Consider the following 16461-nt stretch of genomic DNA (forward strand, 5'->3'; position numbering starts at 1 on the left):
GCCTCAGGGCTCACTTCCAAGTCAAGAAAATAGATGGCTAGCTTACCAGGCTCCCTGCTCAGATGCTGAGAAGCAAACAACGAGAGAGAAATGAATACTATGAGAACCAGAGAAAGGAAACGCTTCTTATTCTCCAACCAGTGCAAGAACAGGGGCACAGTGGTTGGTAAACACACCATCAACATTCCAAGTAATCATTTTCTGTAATAATCCCAAATCATCAATGGTCCATACGTTCAGACCAACCCCTTGAGCCTTGCACTCATCCACAGCCGCCTTGGTCAAAAAAGCACCATCGGGATGGTAATACTCAACCTTGAAATTCTTGGCATAGCTGCCCACATTTGCAAGGCCCCTTCCACCGACCAGGAAGGCGCATTGAATTTCCGGGCTTAACTGACGCATCCTGATAACAGACCCATGATTGAATGAACTAATCAAACTATGCTCAACCAAACCATACTTTTTGAGCATGGCCAACACCTTGTCTTCGATGAACGGATAGTAGATCAGATTGGTCTTGATCTCGATATTGGTGAAAATACCATGCTCTTTCGCCCATTTGCAGTAGGTCTCAAGGCTTGGAATCGGTTGAAACTCTTCTGCTGTTCCGGCATTGAATGTCTGCAATTCAGAAAGGGTATAAGAACACACCAATCCTTTTGCATTGGTGGTACGGTCGAGCATCTCATCATGGATGATCACCAAATGCCCGTCCTTGGAGAGATGCACATCAAGTTCCATTGCCTTGCATCCAGCTTCCCGTGCCTTATCAAACGCCAACATAGTGTTCTCAGGATACAATCCGCTGTATCCTCGATGTGCGAAAACTCTCATAGCAACCTTCCTTATTTATTTCATAGCAGTCTTTTCATAACCGGTCAGCATATATTTCTGGAAAACGAAGAATAAGATAATTACGGGAAGAACTGCAAGAACTGCACCTGCCATGATCTCATGATTGTTCATGCTATCGAATCCTGCAAAGGTGTTTTGCTTCCACCGTGATCAGGGGATGGGTGTTGTTGGAACCTTCCACAACCTCGTCCACCAGCGGCCAATACGGCTGCTCCTGTGCATGCCACCATTCAATGGTGATCGGTTCAGTTACTTCATACGAAACAACAGGAGCCGGAGGTGCGGCTGTTCTCTCTGCAGCGCCGCCCGCATATATCATGCTCATTGCAAGAAGCAAGGTTGCCGATAAAAGTACGAATTTCTTCATCGAACATTCTCCTTGTGTGGTGGTATCCCAAAAGATAGTTTACGTTGGACTTACCCCTATGTCAAAGTAAATTCGTGAAAAAGTATAAAAAATATTGTTGAATAACTATGTAGATTAGATATATAATATTTAGCAATATTTAGCATTGTTTATCTTATATAATCATTTACTCTATTTTCCATAGTCATTTATTATGTAAAATCCCATGTGTTTATAGAAAGATTTAAGAAACATGGCAGTGAGAATGCATGCTATGACTGCTGAAAATACTATTGATGCCGGAAGAGCATGGATGCTCAAAAACCACAGAATGACCACCACCAAAACCGTGATGGTGGTAGCCGGATGCTTGATCGAAAGATACAATGCCAACTTAAGAAAATCTTTCATTGAGCCTGTTTTTATACTCATCAGCGCAAAGAGATGCAAAGCAGTAAACAGCACCAGAATACCCAACCCTACCGCAATGAAGAAGAGCATGGGGAGTGTATTGAGAATAAACCAAAGCAAACCGGCAAGTGCCAAGCAATACAACTTGAGAAGAAATGACCAAACAACGTTGTCAGGGTAGAAAAGAGAAGAATGCCTACCAATCATCCTCGTTTTTCATTCATGCTGATAGGTAGTATCATACGTCTTGCTCCGTATTTGCAGGCAGCTGGCTTGGAAAAAGAATACCTGCTTGATTTGTCACAAAGCAGGTATAAGCCTTCTGAATCGATGTATATGATAATTCCAGAAAGTGCACCCCGTCCACAGGCTCTCATCCGCTTTCTGGAATATCTATTCCCTCTCTACTGATCGCCTCTCACTTCGTGCAGGATCTCTCTGACCTCAGGATCGTTGAACTGCTCATCCACTTCCTGGGAGCTCAAGCCGAGGAACTCATGGCAATTGTAATGAATCCAGCGTTCATCATCGGGGCTGTTGAGGACATGTTTTCTGCAGTAGTAATCAGGCTGGATCGGAAGCGGCTCTTCTTTCTTGTACAAGGGAACCTTGTAGTCGAAAACCACAATCTTGATATCCTCACGGGGAATGCCTTTTTGCATGATGATCTGTGCAAGAGCATTGACCGTCTTGCCGGTATCGAAAATATCGTCCACCAGCAAAATCTTGTCACCGGTACGCAGATGCTCCGGCGAGTAGGTCCAACCATCAACCATGACATTTGTCTGACTTCTGAGAAAGCCATAGGAACGGGCGACAACGGCGGCATAAAATACCGGCCTGCCCTGTTCCCTGATCCTGACCATCTTGTAATACTCACTGAACACATTGGCCATATAGGCTCCACCACGAAGTGAAGCATATATGATATCAGGCACAAAGCGATCTTGTTTGTACATCTTATGGGCAAGCTTCAATGCACTGTCTCGAATCATGTCACAGCTGATAAATTCCTTGATCACCATAGCTTCTCCCCAGTCCTCAAACAACTGTCAAAATTTCAAGCCCATTGTGTGTACACGCAACAGTATCCTCAAAATGTGCAGATGGCAACCCATCGAGAGTGACTACCGTCCAATCATTTGCAAGAACCTTTATCTTATGGGTGCCCAGGTTGATCATCGGTTCGATCGCCAACACCATTCCTTCACGAAGCCGTGGATTGGGAAGGTAGGAAGAGGTATAGTTGGGAATTTCAGGCTCCTCATGCACATCAAGCCCGACTCCATGGCCGCAGTAGTCCCGTACCACCCCATACCCATGCTTGGTAGCGTGCTTGTATACGGCACTCCCGATATCCTGGATCCTGGCGCCTTTGACAGAAGCCGCCTCAATGGCGAGCACAAGGCATTGCTGTGTTACTTCACAAAGTTTTCTGTATTCATCCTTAGTATTGCCGATGATGAACGTACGGGCCATATCGGAAAAATGTCCGTCCAGGTTGATACCCAGATCAACATCAACCAAATCCCCTTCCCTGATAATGGTACTCTTGGATGGGATGCCGTGAATCACCTCTTCATTGACCGAGATGCACGCGGTTGCCGGAAATCCTTGATAGTTGAGAAACGCAGGTACACCCTTGTGACGGGTGATGAAATCATAACAGTATTGGTCGATATTCCAGGTCGACATACCCGGTTCAATGAAAGTTGCAAGCCTATCCATCAATTGGGCGGTCAGGTGGCACGATTCGCGAATCCTTTTGATTTGTTCTTCAGTCTTCAAACGTATCATGCTGGGTATGCTCCTTCTCCACAAATAGTTGTTTCTGCATGGTATCGAGAATTCCATTGATGAACTTGTAATTCACCTCAGTGGAAAAATCCTGACTGAGCTTTACAGCCTCATCGATGATGATGTGCGGATGAATATCTCCATACCGAAGGCAGAAAACACTCATGCGTAAAATATTGCGATCGACAAGATCGATGCGCTCAAGAGGTCTATTCAGTGAGTATTTGCTGATTAATGAGTCTATCTCAGCAAGATTTTCCAAGGTACCACGAACAAGGTACATTCCGTACAGCTTCACTTCTTCCTCAAGTTGCTCATACTCTTCCTCCGTATTCCCGCTGAAGACGGCGGGAATATGGATGAGGTCGAGCTCCTTGTTGAAATCCATGGCGTACAGCGTTTGCAGGGCCAATTCACGTGCTTTATGTCTGGTTTTCATATTACTTCTTGTACAGGATGTTTACCGTGGCACTCTTGCGCAAATCATCAACCAGTGAATTGATCGCCTTGTAGTACGTCTCCTGCTGCTTCGCAGCAGTAAGCTCGCTCTTGATGTAATCGCGGATGGTGCTGGTGGTATTCGGACTGATCGGGTCGTCGAGTTCAAGAATCTTGGGTTCGTTGTAAGCCAGAACCTTGAGGATGTGATATCCGGTCAGGGAGGTGACAACCGAACTGGTGGTTCCAACCTCGGTGCTGAAGGCAACATCGAAGAAGGCATCGCCGAGGCCTGCAAGAGCATCGGTATTGTCCATGGTAAGCCAGCCGATATCACCGGCCTTGTTCTTGCTCTGGGCATCCTGGGAGTAATCGACGACGGCTTTCTCGAATGTCATCTTCCCTGCCTTGATGTTTGCCGCCACTTCTTCAAGCATGGCCTTGTTCTTGTCATTGGTCGCCTGGTCCGCGGCAAAGGGGATGTAGATATGACTGAGCTTGACGGTTTCCGGGCTGACGAACTGGGTTCTGTTTTTACGATAGAAGCTGTTGATCTCGGAATCGGGGATGGTAATTGCTGCATTAAGTACATCGGCTTTCTTAAGCCTGACATACGAATCCACCATCAACTGTTCACCCAACATCTTGCGATACGCTTCGACGGAGCCAAAGTTGTTCTTGATGACTTCGGCAAACTGTTCGTCGCTGATTTTCTGGTTGTACGAGGCTTCCAGATTTGCCTTTTGAGAGGCATATGCAGAATCGATCATGGCATCGGTGATCTTGACTCCGTCACGAGCCGCCCCTTGTCGAAATAGTTCATTGTTGATGAGAAGGTTCAAAACCTGCAGGGGATCGATTGTGGCAGGATCTTGTCCGGCCGCCTTTGCACTTTGCTGATACTCAGCAACCTCTGCTTCGAGCTCAGCCATGCTGATCGGTGTAGTCTTGGTAAGCCTGACGGTTGCAGCCGGAGCCCCGATTGTAGCAGCGGCCAGATGAAAACCGAAACACAGCATGAGTGCGATTACAATTACTCTACGTTTCATATACGATACTCCTAGGTCTCAAGGTACTCTTTTAGGGGAAGAGAATCAATCAAATCTGCAGATGTTTGCCAACTGCCTTGGCAAAATCCACCTTGGAAATCAGTTCACTCTTCTTGAGGAACATTCCTTCTTTTTCCATAGCCTTCATCAGGACCTGCAGGGTCTTCGTCGACCGTAGTCCACCTTTGGTAATAAAAGCCATGCAACGCTTGCCGGAAATGGAACCGGCGGATTTTAGAAAACCCGATACAGAGGCAGGAATCTTTCCGCCAAAAAAAGTCGGACTTTCTGTTCCAATGATCAAATAGTCATAAAAGGAAACGATTTTGCCAGCCTCAAGGGTCATATCAAATACATCCACAAGGTGTCCTTGCCCTGATATACCTTCGCTCAGCGCATTGGCTATCGCTTTCATCTTCTCGTTGTTTTTCGCCACCGGTGCATAGAGGACACAAACTCGCATGATACCTCCCTTGAAACAGCTACCGACCGCTATTACGCGGCCGGTAGTCGATAGTTAGAACGCAGCTACCGTCCTAGTTGGTACTGGGTACTTCACCAGCGGCTGCGGCTTCACTGGTCTTCCACCAGTCGGTTGTCTGCTGTACCTGTTCAGTGGTCACGGAGTCGAGCAGTTTGTCTTGAGACGGAGTCTTGTTGACAAAGGCTACTACGAGAGCCAGTACCAAAAAGAGCACGGCAAGCGTTCCCGTGGCCTTCGTTACAACACTGCTTGCATGTGAACCAAAGGCAGTATTGCTTCCACCACCAAAAATGCCACCCAAGCCTTCACTCTGTTCATCCTGTACTGCGACAAGAAAAACCAAAAGCAAGCTGACAATCACGAATAAGACCAACAGAATAATGCTCAAAACACTCATTTCTCTACTCCGGTTACTTACTTATCGAAGTTCACAATCGGAAGGAACTGCTCCACGGAAAGCGAAGCTCCGCCAACCAATGCACCATCGATATGCTCCTTGGACATCAAGGCTTTCGCATTCGAAGCCTTCACTGAACCACCATACTGTATAATGAGCTCTTCTGCAACACCCTTTGTATAGAGTTTTGCAATAAGCGAACGGATAAAAGCATGTGCTGCATCAGCATCTTCGGGGGTTGCAGTCTTCCCTGTGCCGATAGCCCAAACCGGTTCATACGCCAAGGTGATGCTCTTCATCTGCTCAGCTTTCACCCCCTTGAGGCCTTCAGTCACCTGCCTGGTCAACACTTCTTCAAGTTTTCCACTCTCCCGTTCAGCAAGCGTCTCACCGATGCACAAATCGACGTCCATACCTTGGGAAAGAGCCAACAGCACCTTCCTGTTGATGAACTGGTCGGTCTCACCAAAGAGGGCCCGTCTTTCGCTATGACCGAGAATCACCGTATTGACGCCAAGATCCTTGAGCATCAGGGCACTGACCTCTCCGGTAAAGGCACCGCTGAGGTTGTCGCTCATATTCTGGGCTGCAACAATGATCGATGAGCCTTTTACAACCTCGACCACTTTAGGTATGGTGACAAACGGCGGGGCGATCATCACCTTCACCGTTGAGCCTTTCAAGGCTTCAACCAACTCCTTGGCGAACGCTGCACCTTCGCTGGGAGTCATATTCATTTTCCAGTTGCCTGCAATATAGGGTTTTCTCATCTCACTTTCTCCAATGCCTTGATGCCGGGAAGCACTTGTCCTTCGAGGAACTCGAGGGAGGCACCGCCGCCGGTACTGACGTGACTGATCTTATCTGCGAGATTGAACTTGTTGATGGCGGCAACGGAATCCCCGCCACCTACAACCGTTGTTGCACTGCTTTGAGCCAGAGCTTTCGCCACTGTAAGGGTTCCATTGGCAAACGAGTCGAACTCGAATACACCCATCGGACCATTCCAGACAACACTCTTCGCCTTATTAACCGCTTCAACAATGAGCTTTACCGTCTTGGGTCCGATATCCATACCGATCAGATTCTCGGGAATATCTGCCGAATCGACCTGGACTACGGCGGTATCTTCCTTGAACTCTGCCCCACAGAGGTGATCTACCGGAAGGATTACCTGTACACCCCTCTGTTTTGCTTTTGCCAAGAAGGAAGCGGCAGTATCCTTGTATTCTTCCTCAACCAGACTCTTGCCGATGCTGTGGCCCTGCACAGCAAGGAAGGTATAAGCCATACCGCCGCCGATTACGATGGTATTGCAGGTGCGTACCAGACTCTCAAGCACGCTGATCTTGCTGGAGACCTTCGAACCACCAATGATGGCGACAAACGGCTTATCAGGATTCTCAAGAAGCGGAGCCATGAACTTCACTTCCTTCTCAATCAGGAAACCGGCATAGGAAGGAAGATAGTGTGCAACACCCTCGGTGGAAGCATGTGCACGGTGGGCCGTACCAAAAGCATCGTTGACATACACATCACCGAAAGCAGCCAGACTCTTTGCAAATTCAGGATCATTCGCCTCTTCTTCAGCATAGAAACGTACGTTCTCAAGCAACAATACGTCACCTTTCTTTAATTCGGCAACCTGGGCTGCAACTTCACTGCCAATAACATCCTTGGCCAAAATCACAGGCCTTCCGAGCAACTCGGAAAAGCGCTTGGCAATCGGGGCCATGGAGAATTCAGGGTTTTTCTTTCCCTTGGGTCTTCCGAAATGGCTCATCACCACCACTGACGCCCCATGCTCAAGCAGATAGTTGATCGTAGGAAGAGCTGCCTGGATACGGGTATCGTCGGTTACCACGCCATCCTTCAACGGTACGTTGAAATCAACACGGACCAAAGCTTTCTTATTGGAAAAATCACACTCCCGAATGGTATTAAGAATCATAGGTTTCCTCTTTTGATACGTAGAATGAATTTGGTTCTACGGCCGTACTGAGCAAATCAGGCCTGCTCTGCAACAGGCCTGACCCACATGGTGTACAAACGTTATTTCACCAGCTTCCTGGCAAGGTCGACAACACGGGTGGAATATCCCATCTCGTTGTCATACCAGCTGATAACCTTGAACATCTTCTCACCCATCTTCATGGTGAGAGAGGCATCGAAAACTGAGGAGTGGTTGTTGCCGACGATGTCGTGGGAAACAATCGGATCCTCGGTATACTGCAAAATATTCTTCATTGCACCTTCGGCGGCCTTCTTGACGGCTGCATTCACTTCCTCGACGGTTGCATCCTTCTCAAGCAGCACAACCAAGTCGACAACAGAACCGGCGGGCACGGGTACTCTCATGGCCATGCCATTGAGCTTGCCCTTCAGCTCAGGAATTACTTCACTGACCGCCTTTGCAGCACCGGTGGTGGTGGGAATGATGGAGACAGCGCCGGCTCTCGCCCTTCTGAGGTCCTTATGGGGCTGGTCGAGCATGACCTGGTCGTTGGTGTAGGCATGGACAGTGGTCATCAAACCACGTTCAATGCCGAAGTTGTCCTGCAGAACCTTGGCAAGCGGTGCCAAGCAGTTTGTGGTGCAGGAAGCATTGGAATATGCAAGCAGGCTGTGATCAATCTTGTCATCGTTTACACCGCAAACGATGGTCTGGTCGATCTTGTCCTTGGCGGGAACAGTGAGGATAACCTTTTTGGCTCCGGCCTTGATGTGATCCTTGTAGCCACCCTTCGGGCTTTCCGCCTGGGTGAATACACCAGTTGACTCGATGGCTACATCGACTCCAAGCTCTTTCCAAGGCAGCTCCGAGGGATTGCGCAGGGCATAGACTGGGATCGATTTTCCATCAACTACAATAGCATTTTCAGTAGCGACTACGCTTTTGGCATATACTCCGTAAGTGGAGTCGTATTTCAGAAGATGCGCAAGAGTCTTTGGATCGGTGAGGTCATTGATGCCTACAATCTCAATGTTCTTGTCTTCAAAAGCCACCTTGAAAACATTGCGTCCGATTCTTCCGAAACCATTAATTGCAATTTTCATTGTTTGTGTTCCTCCGGGAATTCTTGTTGTGTATCGATATTAATATACTGTTTTCCATCTCTCAGGGTCAACGCATATATTTATGATTTGACAACCAATTTCAATTGGTTGATCTTGTGTCCGTCGATATCCTCGACGGTAAAAATTGCTTCATCGTCCTCGACCGATTCATCCTTGAGGGGAATTCTTCCGAACAGCTCGAAAACATACCCCCCGATCGTCTCGAAATCCTCCTCGGAGAGATGCAAGCCGACCGATTCGTTGACTTCCTCGATGGAAGTACGGGCATCTACGACAAAGGTATTGTCATCAAGTTTGCAGATACCATCGTCCTCATCCTCATCAAACTCATCCTGGATTTCTCCGACAATGACCTCAAGGATGTCTTCCATACAGACAATGCCGCTGACGCCTCCGTACTCATCGATGGCGATGGCGATATGTACCTTCCGTAACTTGAACTCCCTGAGCAGGTCGTCCAGATGCTTGCTCTCAGGTATGAAATAGGGCTTGCGCATCAGTGCTTTTGCATTGAAGACGTTGGATATGCCGTGCCTGAGGATATCCTTGGCATACAGCACCCCGACGATATTGTCGATGGTCTGTTCATAGACCGGATATCGGGAATATCCTTGCTCCTGGATGATTGTGTATAATTCATCCAAAGTGATATCACTGCTGATGAATTGGACATCAACACGAGGAACCATGATCTCCTTGACCGTCTTGTCCTTCAGTTCCCGAATACCCTCGATCATGGTCTGTCGTTCTTCCAAATCCACCTTGGATTGCAATTCACGATCTTTGCCTTCCAACTTTTTCCTAAACAGACCTCTCCATGGCAAGCTCAACGTTTGCTCCCCCTAACTTGCTGCAGCAGCTGCTCCTGTTTCACCAACATCGGCTCATCAGCGTCGTTTGTTTCATGATTCTCTCCCAACAAGTGCAGAAGACCGTGAATCAGCAGACGATGCAACTCCTCATCTGGTTCTACACTAAAGGATAGTGCATTTCTTTTCAAGGTATCGAGAGAAATAACCATGTCACCCAGAACACGAATTTCCTGAGGAAGCGAGCCTGATTCTTCAAAAACAACCTCCGGCCAGGTGAAATCCTCCACATCGTCCTCCTGAACGAAAGAAAGAATATCGGTCGGCTCGTCCTTGTCCCGGTACTTCTTGTTCAATTGTTGCATAGCCTCGTCGCTGACAAAACTGACTGAGAATTCACAGCTGCCCTCGTCCAGCAAAAGAAGGACTTCTTCCAATCGCTTGATGACGAGCATCTGGTCGGCAATCTGCTGATACGCCTCTTTCTCATAGCTCACATCAATATAATACGTTTCCAATTTTTCACTCTCCCCTGGATTTCTGATCCTGTTCTTCAGGATACTCGATTCTGTGATGGTCCCTGCCGATCAAGGTTTGAACAAAAGCATCCTCAATATGGTCAAGGTCGGTTAAAGAAAGCTGAGAGTCCTTCAGTTGGTCCCGTTCAAACTTACCCATGATGATTGCATGAACCAATTTCTGATATTTTGAATGGTTTGGCTTCTTGATGGTTCTGCTTGCAGCCTCCACACAGTCTGCAAGCATGACAATAGCCGATTCGGGGAAGGTGGGAGGACTTCCTGTATAGGAGTAATCATCCTCATTGACCTCTATTTGAGCAAGCTGGGCTTGTTCTTTTGCCTCTTTGTAGAAGAATTGGATGACATCGTTGCCGTGATGCTGGGCGATGATATCCAGCACCTCCTGCGGCAGCCCAGCCTCCCTGCCCTTCTCAAGGCCGAGCTTCACATGGCTTTTGATGATTGCGGCGGACAAGCTGGGTTTGATGTCATCGTGCTTGTTTTCAGTGCCTTGGTTTTCAATGAAATACTCGGGATGGTCGGATTTGCCGATATCGTGATACATACCACCGACCCGGGCAAGCATGGCGTTGGCACCAATAGCCTTTGCAGCCTGGTAAGCGAGTTCGGAAACATACCGCGAATGGTTGTAAGTGCCTTGTGCAACAGCGCCCAAACGATCGAGTACCGGGCTGTCCGAAAAGGCGAGTTCACTGAGTCGATAGGTGGTGGGAATATTGAATATTCGTTCACACAAGGGTACCAAGGCTTCAACCATCACCAGGCTTATGGTGATATTCAGAATCATGCCGCCGATGAGGGGAAGCACCGACTGCAAGGGCAGTCCCACCAACAAGTTCAATGCAAGCGCAGCAAAGCTGCAGATGACAGTGGCATAGAACCAGTTGAACAAGTCTTCCAGACGCTTGAACGTGTATCTGAAGAAATACAAGCAGATGCCACCGGCTGTCAGGCTGAAGAAAAACGTCATTGCGGATGCCTGGGGCATCAGCGAAGCATAACAGGAGAGCAAGAACGCGGCAACCAAGCCAAGGCGTTTCTTGCTGGTGATGTGGGCGGTGAACATGGGGGCAAACAAGGTTGGCAAAAATGAATCGAGAAACAGGATCGATTGTGTTTGCAAGAGGCGGGATACCGCATACATGGCGAGCAAGGAGAATGCCACCGATGCAAGCATGAGATTCAAATACAGATAGAGCCGTTTCTCAGCATAGAGGAATTGAATGAAAACATAGACTGAAACACTGGTGGAAAGCAGAATGAAAATGGCCCTGCCGATCAATTCAAGAACGGTGTACTGGAAGGCATCATTTCCCATTGCTTTTAGCAACGCCAACTGTTGCTCGGTGATAACGGTATCCTTGGTGATAATTTTCTCACCTCGTTCGACCATCACTTCAATGCTTTGTACAGAATCAGCGGCTTTCTGACGTTCGGTGAGCGTTTGAATCTCTTCATACACCACATTTTCTTCCAAAAGCCAGGTGAGGGCGTCGACAAGCAGATACGGCTGGAACATCGGGTAAACCTTCCGATACCCATCAAGCCAGGTTGTCAAGTTGGTTTGAAGCGTCTCCTTGGTAAGGACCGTTGCAAGTGGCTTGCTCTCCAACTGTGCCGCTTTCTGCATGGAAACAGTATTCTGAAGTACATAGGAATCAAATCCTTGCTCCTTGAGTGCGGCGACATCTGCAGTTGCAAAAAGGCCCTGCTTGAGAATCATTTCTGTTGTTTCTTCAAGTGCCTGAAGGAAGAAAGAACGATCTTCTTCGGACATGGAGCGAACTCGATTGATCACATTGCCGGTATCAATCAATTGCAATGAGTCATCTGTGCCATTTTGTGGGTTGCTTGCCAATGCAATAAATGAATCGACGCGTTGGCTGCTGAGCATGGTGGCCTTCAGAGAGAATGAAAACAGCGGAGGAACAGACTTCTGTTTCTCCTCCATCAAGGCTTTCGTACGCTTCTCGTCAACATAGCTGAAATTTTTCGATGCATAGACATCATCCTCGGCAAGCTCTCCGACTTGATACATCCTGCCCCTGCTCTGCAGAAGACTTTCACCTGATTGGGTGCTGAAAAGGGGAACCAGCATGGCAAGGACAACAATAACGACGATGAAGGCTATGGAAAGCTGACGCTCAAATTTACTGGGTTTTCGTTTATCGCCCAATTGCAAACGCTGGCTTTTCATAGGCTGCTCCGCTTCTCTTTGTTCACGTCCTGTGCATAGGCATCTATGATGTGGCTTACAATCCGGGAACGAACAACATCACGTGAATCAAACAGAATAAAATCGAGCCCTTCAATGCCATTGAGAATGTGCATGGCATGCACCAGACCGCTATCCTTGTTGCGCGGCAGGTCGACCTGGCTGATATCTCCCGTGACGATTGCATTCGAATTTTCTCCAAGGCGGGTTAAAAACATCTGCATTTGCTCCTTGGTGGTGTTTTGCGCCTCGTCGAGAATGATTATCGCATTCTGCAGGGATCGACCGCGCATATACGCCAACGGTGCGATCTCTATGCTGCCGTTCTCTTCAAGGCGGCGGATGTTCTGCACGCTGATCATCGATTCCATTGCATCGTACAAAGGTCGTAGATACGGATTGATCTTTTGTGCCAAATCACCGGGAAGGAAACCCAGGTTCTCTCCCGCCTCCACAATGGGTCGTGTAAGAATCAACTTATGGCGTTTCCCCGAAAGAAGCAGGCTCAGGGCATACGCAACAGCCAGAAAGGTTTTGCCGGTACCGGCGGGACCTATGCCGAACACTATCTGGTTCTCTTCCATGCTCTTGATATATGCTTCCTGACGAGGGTTCTTCGGGTATGCAAACCTGTTGTGAACACAAATGAATGGCTTCTCATCCACCTGCGGCGCCAAAGCCTCGTCAATCGTCAAAGAAGCATGCTTCAAACTTTGGAACTCCATGAAAATTTCGGCTTCACTGAAATAGTGTTGTTGTTCGGAAACACGCTTCAATCGCGCAATCAATTGCTGAAATCGGTTGACAACCGCATCATCCTTGCTCAAGCAAGAGACGGTATTGCCTTTTACATACATATCGCATCCAAGCAAAGCCTCAAGGTACGGCAGGTTCCGGTCGTTGATTCCCAGAACTCGCTGCATCTGCTCTTCACTTGAGAATTCCACACTTCTATCCATTCGCAATCCTATGTTGCCGGTGTACGTATCCATTCTTGATCGGATTGCGTCCACTTCTCTGCCACATTCAACTCTGGGATGGTATTCCAAGTAAGGAACACCGATACTGTTGGAACCCAGTTGTATTGATTGTTCGATAATACAACACTTCCGGTGTATTTACAATTCAACGACCAATCGCCCAAGTAGTGGACCAAATCAAAGGTGATCGAACTGAGATTGAATTGGGTCTTGTAGCGTCCATCACCCGTCATATCGAAACTTCTGAGCAGATCTTCCCATAAAAGCGGGAAGGAAAAAGCTCCTTGGTTGTCATAATACCTGAAGAAACCGGTATTCGAACTCTTGATGGAAAGATTGCAGTCAACAAATTCTGCAATACTGAACCCAAGGCTTCCAACCACATCCAGACTGCTTGCATACCTGTCTTGGAAGTGGAAATTGAAGGAAGCATCCAGGCCGAGCCTGAACTCAATGCGTCGTTTCCACACTCTGAAGGAGAGCTGTTTGGCGCTGATGGTTGCAATCAGCTTTTGACTTTCGAGCATGTTGATTGGGCCCTGCATCACATAGGTGACGGCAATGGAAGGAACCTCAGCCTTGAAAGTCAGATTATCAATCCAATCCTGGATATTCTTCGATGTAAGGCCTTGGTAGGAGATGTTTTGTGATAGCTTCAAGGTTTTGGCAAACAGTGAAGTTGTCAAACTTTGCTTCAAGGAAAGAGCATCCAGTGTACGCAGAGGATCTCCCTTGAGGTCGTAGTTGGCATCGACTTGGAAGGTGAATGCTGAAAGAGCAAACCGTACTTGACCGAACATTGCATCCTTTTTCAAGACATCGTCCTGCTCCGTCCATCGGTAGGAGGCTGAAAGCAAAAACGGTCCATTCGTGAAGGAAAGCTTGGGAAGCAAGGATTGGGTGACCGGGTGCAGACTTGCTGCAACAGATGGCGTGAGCGTACCATTTCCCAGCGACACAGCCTTCTCGAATTTTATCTGGTGAATGGTTACCGTATCCTTGGTAAAAGCGTACTCCTCTATTTTGGTTTCTGGTTCTACAACCCCTTTTGTCTGTGTCTGCTGGAATCGATACAAGCGTTGGCTGAGTGTATAGGAGAGACCGAGCAGGGGTAGTTCTGCCTTGGTGACGCTGAAAAGTTGCATCTCCTGGTTGTAAAACACATTCTTGCTCTGGTCCTCAACCACGCTGATCTGGGGAATGATCTCCTGTGAGAGCTTGAGCATGTAAGAATGTGGTGAAGCAGACAGGACGAAAGAACCTTTGGTGAAGCTGTACAGATACGCATCGTCCTCCCAATCGAGGACGGAAGTGGTCTGTGTCAGAGAGTGCGTAAGCTTCTGGTCGATTGAATAGGTGAATGCCAAGTCCCGGGTTGCAACGGTCTTTGTCTTCTGTGCACCGGCTATAGCAGTCTCATATGCTTTGGGAACCAACGGCGGAAGTTCAAGAGAGGCCATTTCAATCTTCTCGGCCTTCTTGGCTTCAATCGGTGAAGAGAGAGAGAGCAGTGAACCGGAAATGTTCATCTGCAACTCCGGGATGACTACGTTCTTCAAAACATAGCTGTATTCGCTGTTCTCACTCTGCCAATCCCACCTCGCCTGTGCGCTGAGACTGGAGATGGTCAGGGTGGAAAGATAAGGGGACAACACAGTCTTGGGAAGTTTGAAAGAACTGGCAAGCTTCCAGGTATAGCTGGTAATATCACTGTTGAAATCGGTGGGAAACTCCTGTGTCTTTCCCAAGGGGGCGTCGAACGAGAACATGGTCAGACGGTTTGCATAGAGTCGTTTCACCTTGGGATCGGAGTAATAAGGAACATCCAAGCGGATATCAGCATAGGTTGTGTCGAGCTTGAGGGAGTGTTCACCGTAATAGCGATGGATAGGAGCATCAGAATAGGCAGTCAAGGTGTCCTTGCCATCAATATAGAGGGCAAGAGACCCATGTGAATCGATGATCAATTTTTCTTCCAAAAGGGAGATATGACTGGTAAGGGCGGTGTGTAATCCAGCCAGTTCATAGGCATCCGCCAAAAAAGTCAGGTAGGAGCCGCTGAGTCGCGCCCAGTTCTGAAAAGCGGATTCGCTCTCCCTCGCCGTGTAGAGGATTCCATCGGGAAACAATGCCTGGCTGTTTGATGCAGAGAGCAGACTGGCAAAGCTGGATTTTTCACTCTCTGCAAGCTTTGGATTGGTCCCAAACAATTCAAAACTCGTAGAAACAAACATTCCCCGCTCACTGGAAAATCCCATTGCAGGATTACCTGCCATCCTGTTCCCCGGAAACAAGAAAAATGGTGTCCAAAACACCGGAACCCTTCCAATATGCAAGGTGGCATGCTGTATCATCAAATCCCCGCCACTGAGAAACATGAGCTGTTTCGCCCTGATGGAAGAGAGAGGGTCTTCCCTCTTGGTACCGATCCACCCATCGCTGTAGACAAGACTTGACGCCTTACTGGCATACGTTATCTGTTCTCCGGAGGTGTAGAGGGTTATTTTCTGGTCTTCGCTGTTGGTTTTCTCGCTTTGGGTTGTTGCCCCCTTTATAAATAAGAGAGAATTTGACCAATCAAGGGTAATGATGGTGCCTTCAACGTATTGCAAAGCGCTATCGATTTGCGGGTCTGCATAGGACACGGAGCCTTGTGCACTGAGGATGGAATGCTCCAGATCGATGAGCATTCTTTGGGCGGATAATTTCTTTTCCTTCTCCTCCCCTTCCAACTTGAAGGAAACCACTACATTGCCGTCAAGCTGAACAAGGGAGGACGCGCTGTTTGTAGTCAAGCGGTCGGCAGAGATGATGTTCATCTCATATTGCCTGTCGGTCTGTTCCTGCAAAGCGAAGGAAGCAACTTCCAAGTGGTGATAGGCAAGCAGCTGCCGACGCAACAACTCGGGCTCGGCAGGAGGTATGTTCCTCAAGCGAGCCATTTCCTCGAGGATTTTTTCATCCGCCTGCTGGATGCTGAGCGCAAGCATCAAATTGTCAGCTTGTGCATACAGAACAGAACCCATGATGCATATCAGGGCAAAAAGGCAGATAATC

The 16461-nt window shown here is 48.0% G+C and carries 17 protein-coding genes; all 17 read right to left on the reverse strand.

The window, feature by feature from the left end:
- Positions 1 to 126: 126 nt before the first annotated feature.
- The 17 genes from B3F49_RS11745 to B3F49_RS11825 all read right to left on the reverse strand — a co-directional run bounded on the left by B3F49_RS11745 (position 127) and on the right by B3F49_RS11825 (position 16430).
- Positions 127 to 837 carry a glycerophosphodiester phosphodiesterase gene (locus B3F49_RS11745; RefSeq protein ID WP_293911285.1) on the reverse strand — a complete coding sequence of 237 codons (711 nt, stop codon included), beginning with the start codon at positions 835 to 837 and terminating at the stop codon, positions 127 to 129.
- Between the two features lie 133 nt (positions 838 to 970).
- Complete coding sequence (locus tag B3F49_RS11750; protein ID WP_293911286.1) at positions 971 to 1225, reverse strand: hypothetical protein; 255 nt, start codon at positions 1223 to 1225, stop codon at positions 971 to 973.
- Between the two features lie 171 nt (positions 1226 to 1396).
- A complete protein-coding gene (locus B3F49_RS11755) occupies positions 1397 to 1822 on the reverse strand; it encodes a hypothetical protein (protein ID WP_293911288.1) in 426 nt (141 codons plus the stop codon).
- Positions 1823 to 2019: 197 nt separating this feature from the next.
- Positions 2020 to 2640, reverse strand: a complete 621-nt coding sequence (locus tag B3F49_RS11760) for a phosphoribosyltransferase (protein WP_293896374.1) — start codon at positions 2638 to 2640, stop codon at positions 2020 to 2022.
- A gap of 16 nt (positions 2641 to 2656) precedes the next feature.
- Positions 2657 to 3412: a type I methionyl aminopeptidase gene (map, locus tag B3F49_RS11765; protein ID WP_293911291.1), complete on the reverse strand. Its 756-nt coding sequence runs from the start codon at positions 3410 to 3412 to the stop codon at positions 2657 to 2659.
- Entirely contained in the window at positions 3393 to 3851 is a 459-nt protein-coding gene (gene nusB / locus B3F49_RS11770; RefSeq protein WP_293911294.1) for a transcription antitermination factor NusB, read from the reverse strand. The genes map and nusB overlap by 20 nt, the downstream gene beginning before the upstream one ends.
- 1 nt (position 3852) lies before the next feature.
- On the reverse strand, positions 3853 to 4899 hold the full coding sequence (locus B3F49_RS11775; RefSeq protein ID WP_293911296.1) for a peptidylprolyl isomerase: 1047 nt from the start codon (positions 4897 to 4899) through the stop codon (positions 3853 to 3855).
- A gap of 49 nt (positions 4900 to 4948) precedes the next feature.
- On the reverse strand, positions 4949 to 5314 hold the full coding sequence (locus B3F49_RS11780; protein WP_293896386.1) for a flavodoxin family protein: 366 nt from the start codon (positions 5312 to 5314) through the stop codon (positions 4949 to 4951).
- Between the two features lie 121 nt (positions 5315 to 5435).
- The gene (gene secG, locus B3F49_RS11785) at positions 5436 to 5780 is read right to left on the reverse strand and encodes a preprotein translocase subunit SecG (protein WP_293911298.1); all 345 of its coding nucleotides are present in this window, start codon (positions 5778 to 5780) and stop codon (positions 5436 to 5438) included.
- Between the two features lie 17 nt (positions 5781 to 5797).
- On the reverse strand, positions 5798 to 6550 hold the full coding sequence (gene tpiA, locus B3F49_RS11790; protein WP_293911300.1) for a triose-phosphate isomerase: 753 nt from the start codon (positions 6548 to 6550) through the stop codon (positions 5798 to 5800).
- Positions 6547 to 7731 (reverse strand): phosphoglycerate kinase, encoded by a 1185-nt coding sequence (locus B3F49_RS11795; RefSeq protein WP_293911303.1) that lies wholly within the window; start codon positions 7729 to 7731, stop codon positions 6547 to 6549. The genes tpiA and B3F49_RS11795 overlap by 4 nt, the downstream gene beginning before the upstream one ends.
- A 101-nt stretch (positions 7732 to 7832) precedes the next feature.
- Complete coding sequence (gap, locus tag B3F49_RS11800; protein ID WP_293911305.1) at positions 7833 to 8837, reverse strand: type I glyceraldehyde-3-phosphate dehydrogenase; 1005 nt, start codon at positions 8835 to 8837, stop codon at positions 7833 to 7835.
- 80 nt (positions 8838 to 8917) lie between these two features.
- Positions 8918 to 9652, reverse strand: a complete 735-nt coding sequence (locus B3F49_RS11805; protein WP_349681287.1) for a hemolysin family protein — start codon at positions 9650 to 9652, stop codon at positions 8918 to 8920.
- 32 nt (positions 9653 to 9684) lie between these two features.
- Complete coding sequence (gene ybeY / locus B3F49_RS11810) at positions 9685 to 10164, reverse strand: rRNA maturation RNase YbeY (protein WP_293911310.1); 480 nt, start codon at positions 10162 to 10164, stop codon at positions 9685 to 9687.
- 25 nt (positions 10165 to 10189) lie between these two features.
- Positions 10190 to 12406: an HD family phosphohydrolase gene (locus tag B3F49_RS11815; protein ID WP_293911312.1), complete on the reverse strand. Its 2217-nt coding sequence runs from the start codon at positions 12404 to 12406 to the stop codon at positions 10190 to 10192.
- Complete coding sequence (locus B3F49_RS11820; protein ID WP_293911314.1) at positions 12403 to 13383, reverse strand: PhoH family protein; 981 nt, start codon at positions 13381 to 13383, stop codon at positions 12403 to 12405. The genes B3F49_RS11815 and B3F49_RS11820 overlap by 4 nt, the downstream gene beginning before the upstream one ends.
- An 8-nt stretch (positions 13384 to 13391) precedes the next feature.
- Complete coding sequence (locus B3F49_RS11825) at positions 13392 to 16430, reverse strand: hypothetical protein (RefSeq protein WP_293911316.1); 3039 nt, start codon at positions 16428 to 16430, stop codon at positions 13392 to 13394.
- Positions 16431 to 16461 lie beyond the last annotated feature (31 nt).

Origin of the sequence: Sphaerochaeta sp. UBA5836, from assembly GCF_002432845.1 — a bacterium.
GTDB lineage: Bacteria > Spirochaetota > Spirochaetia > Sphaerochaetales > Sphaerochaetaceae > Sphaerochaeta.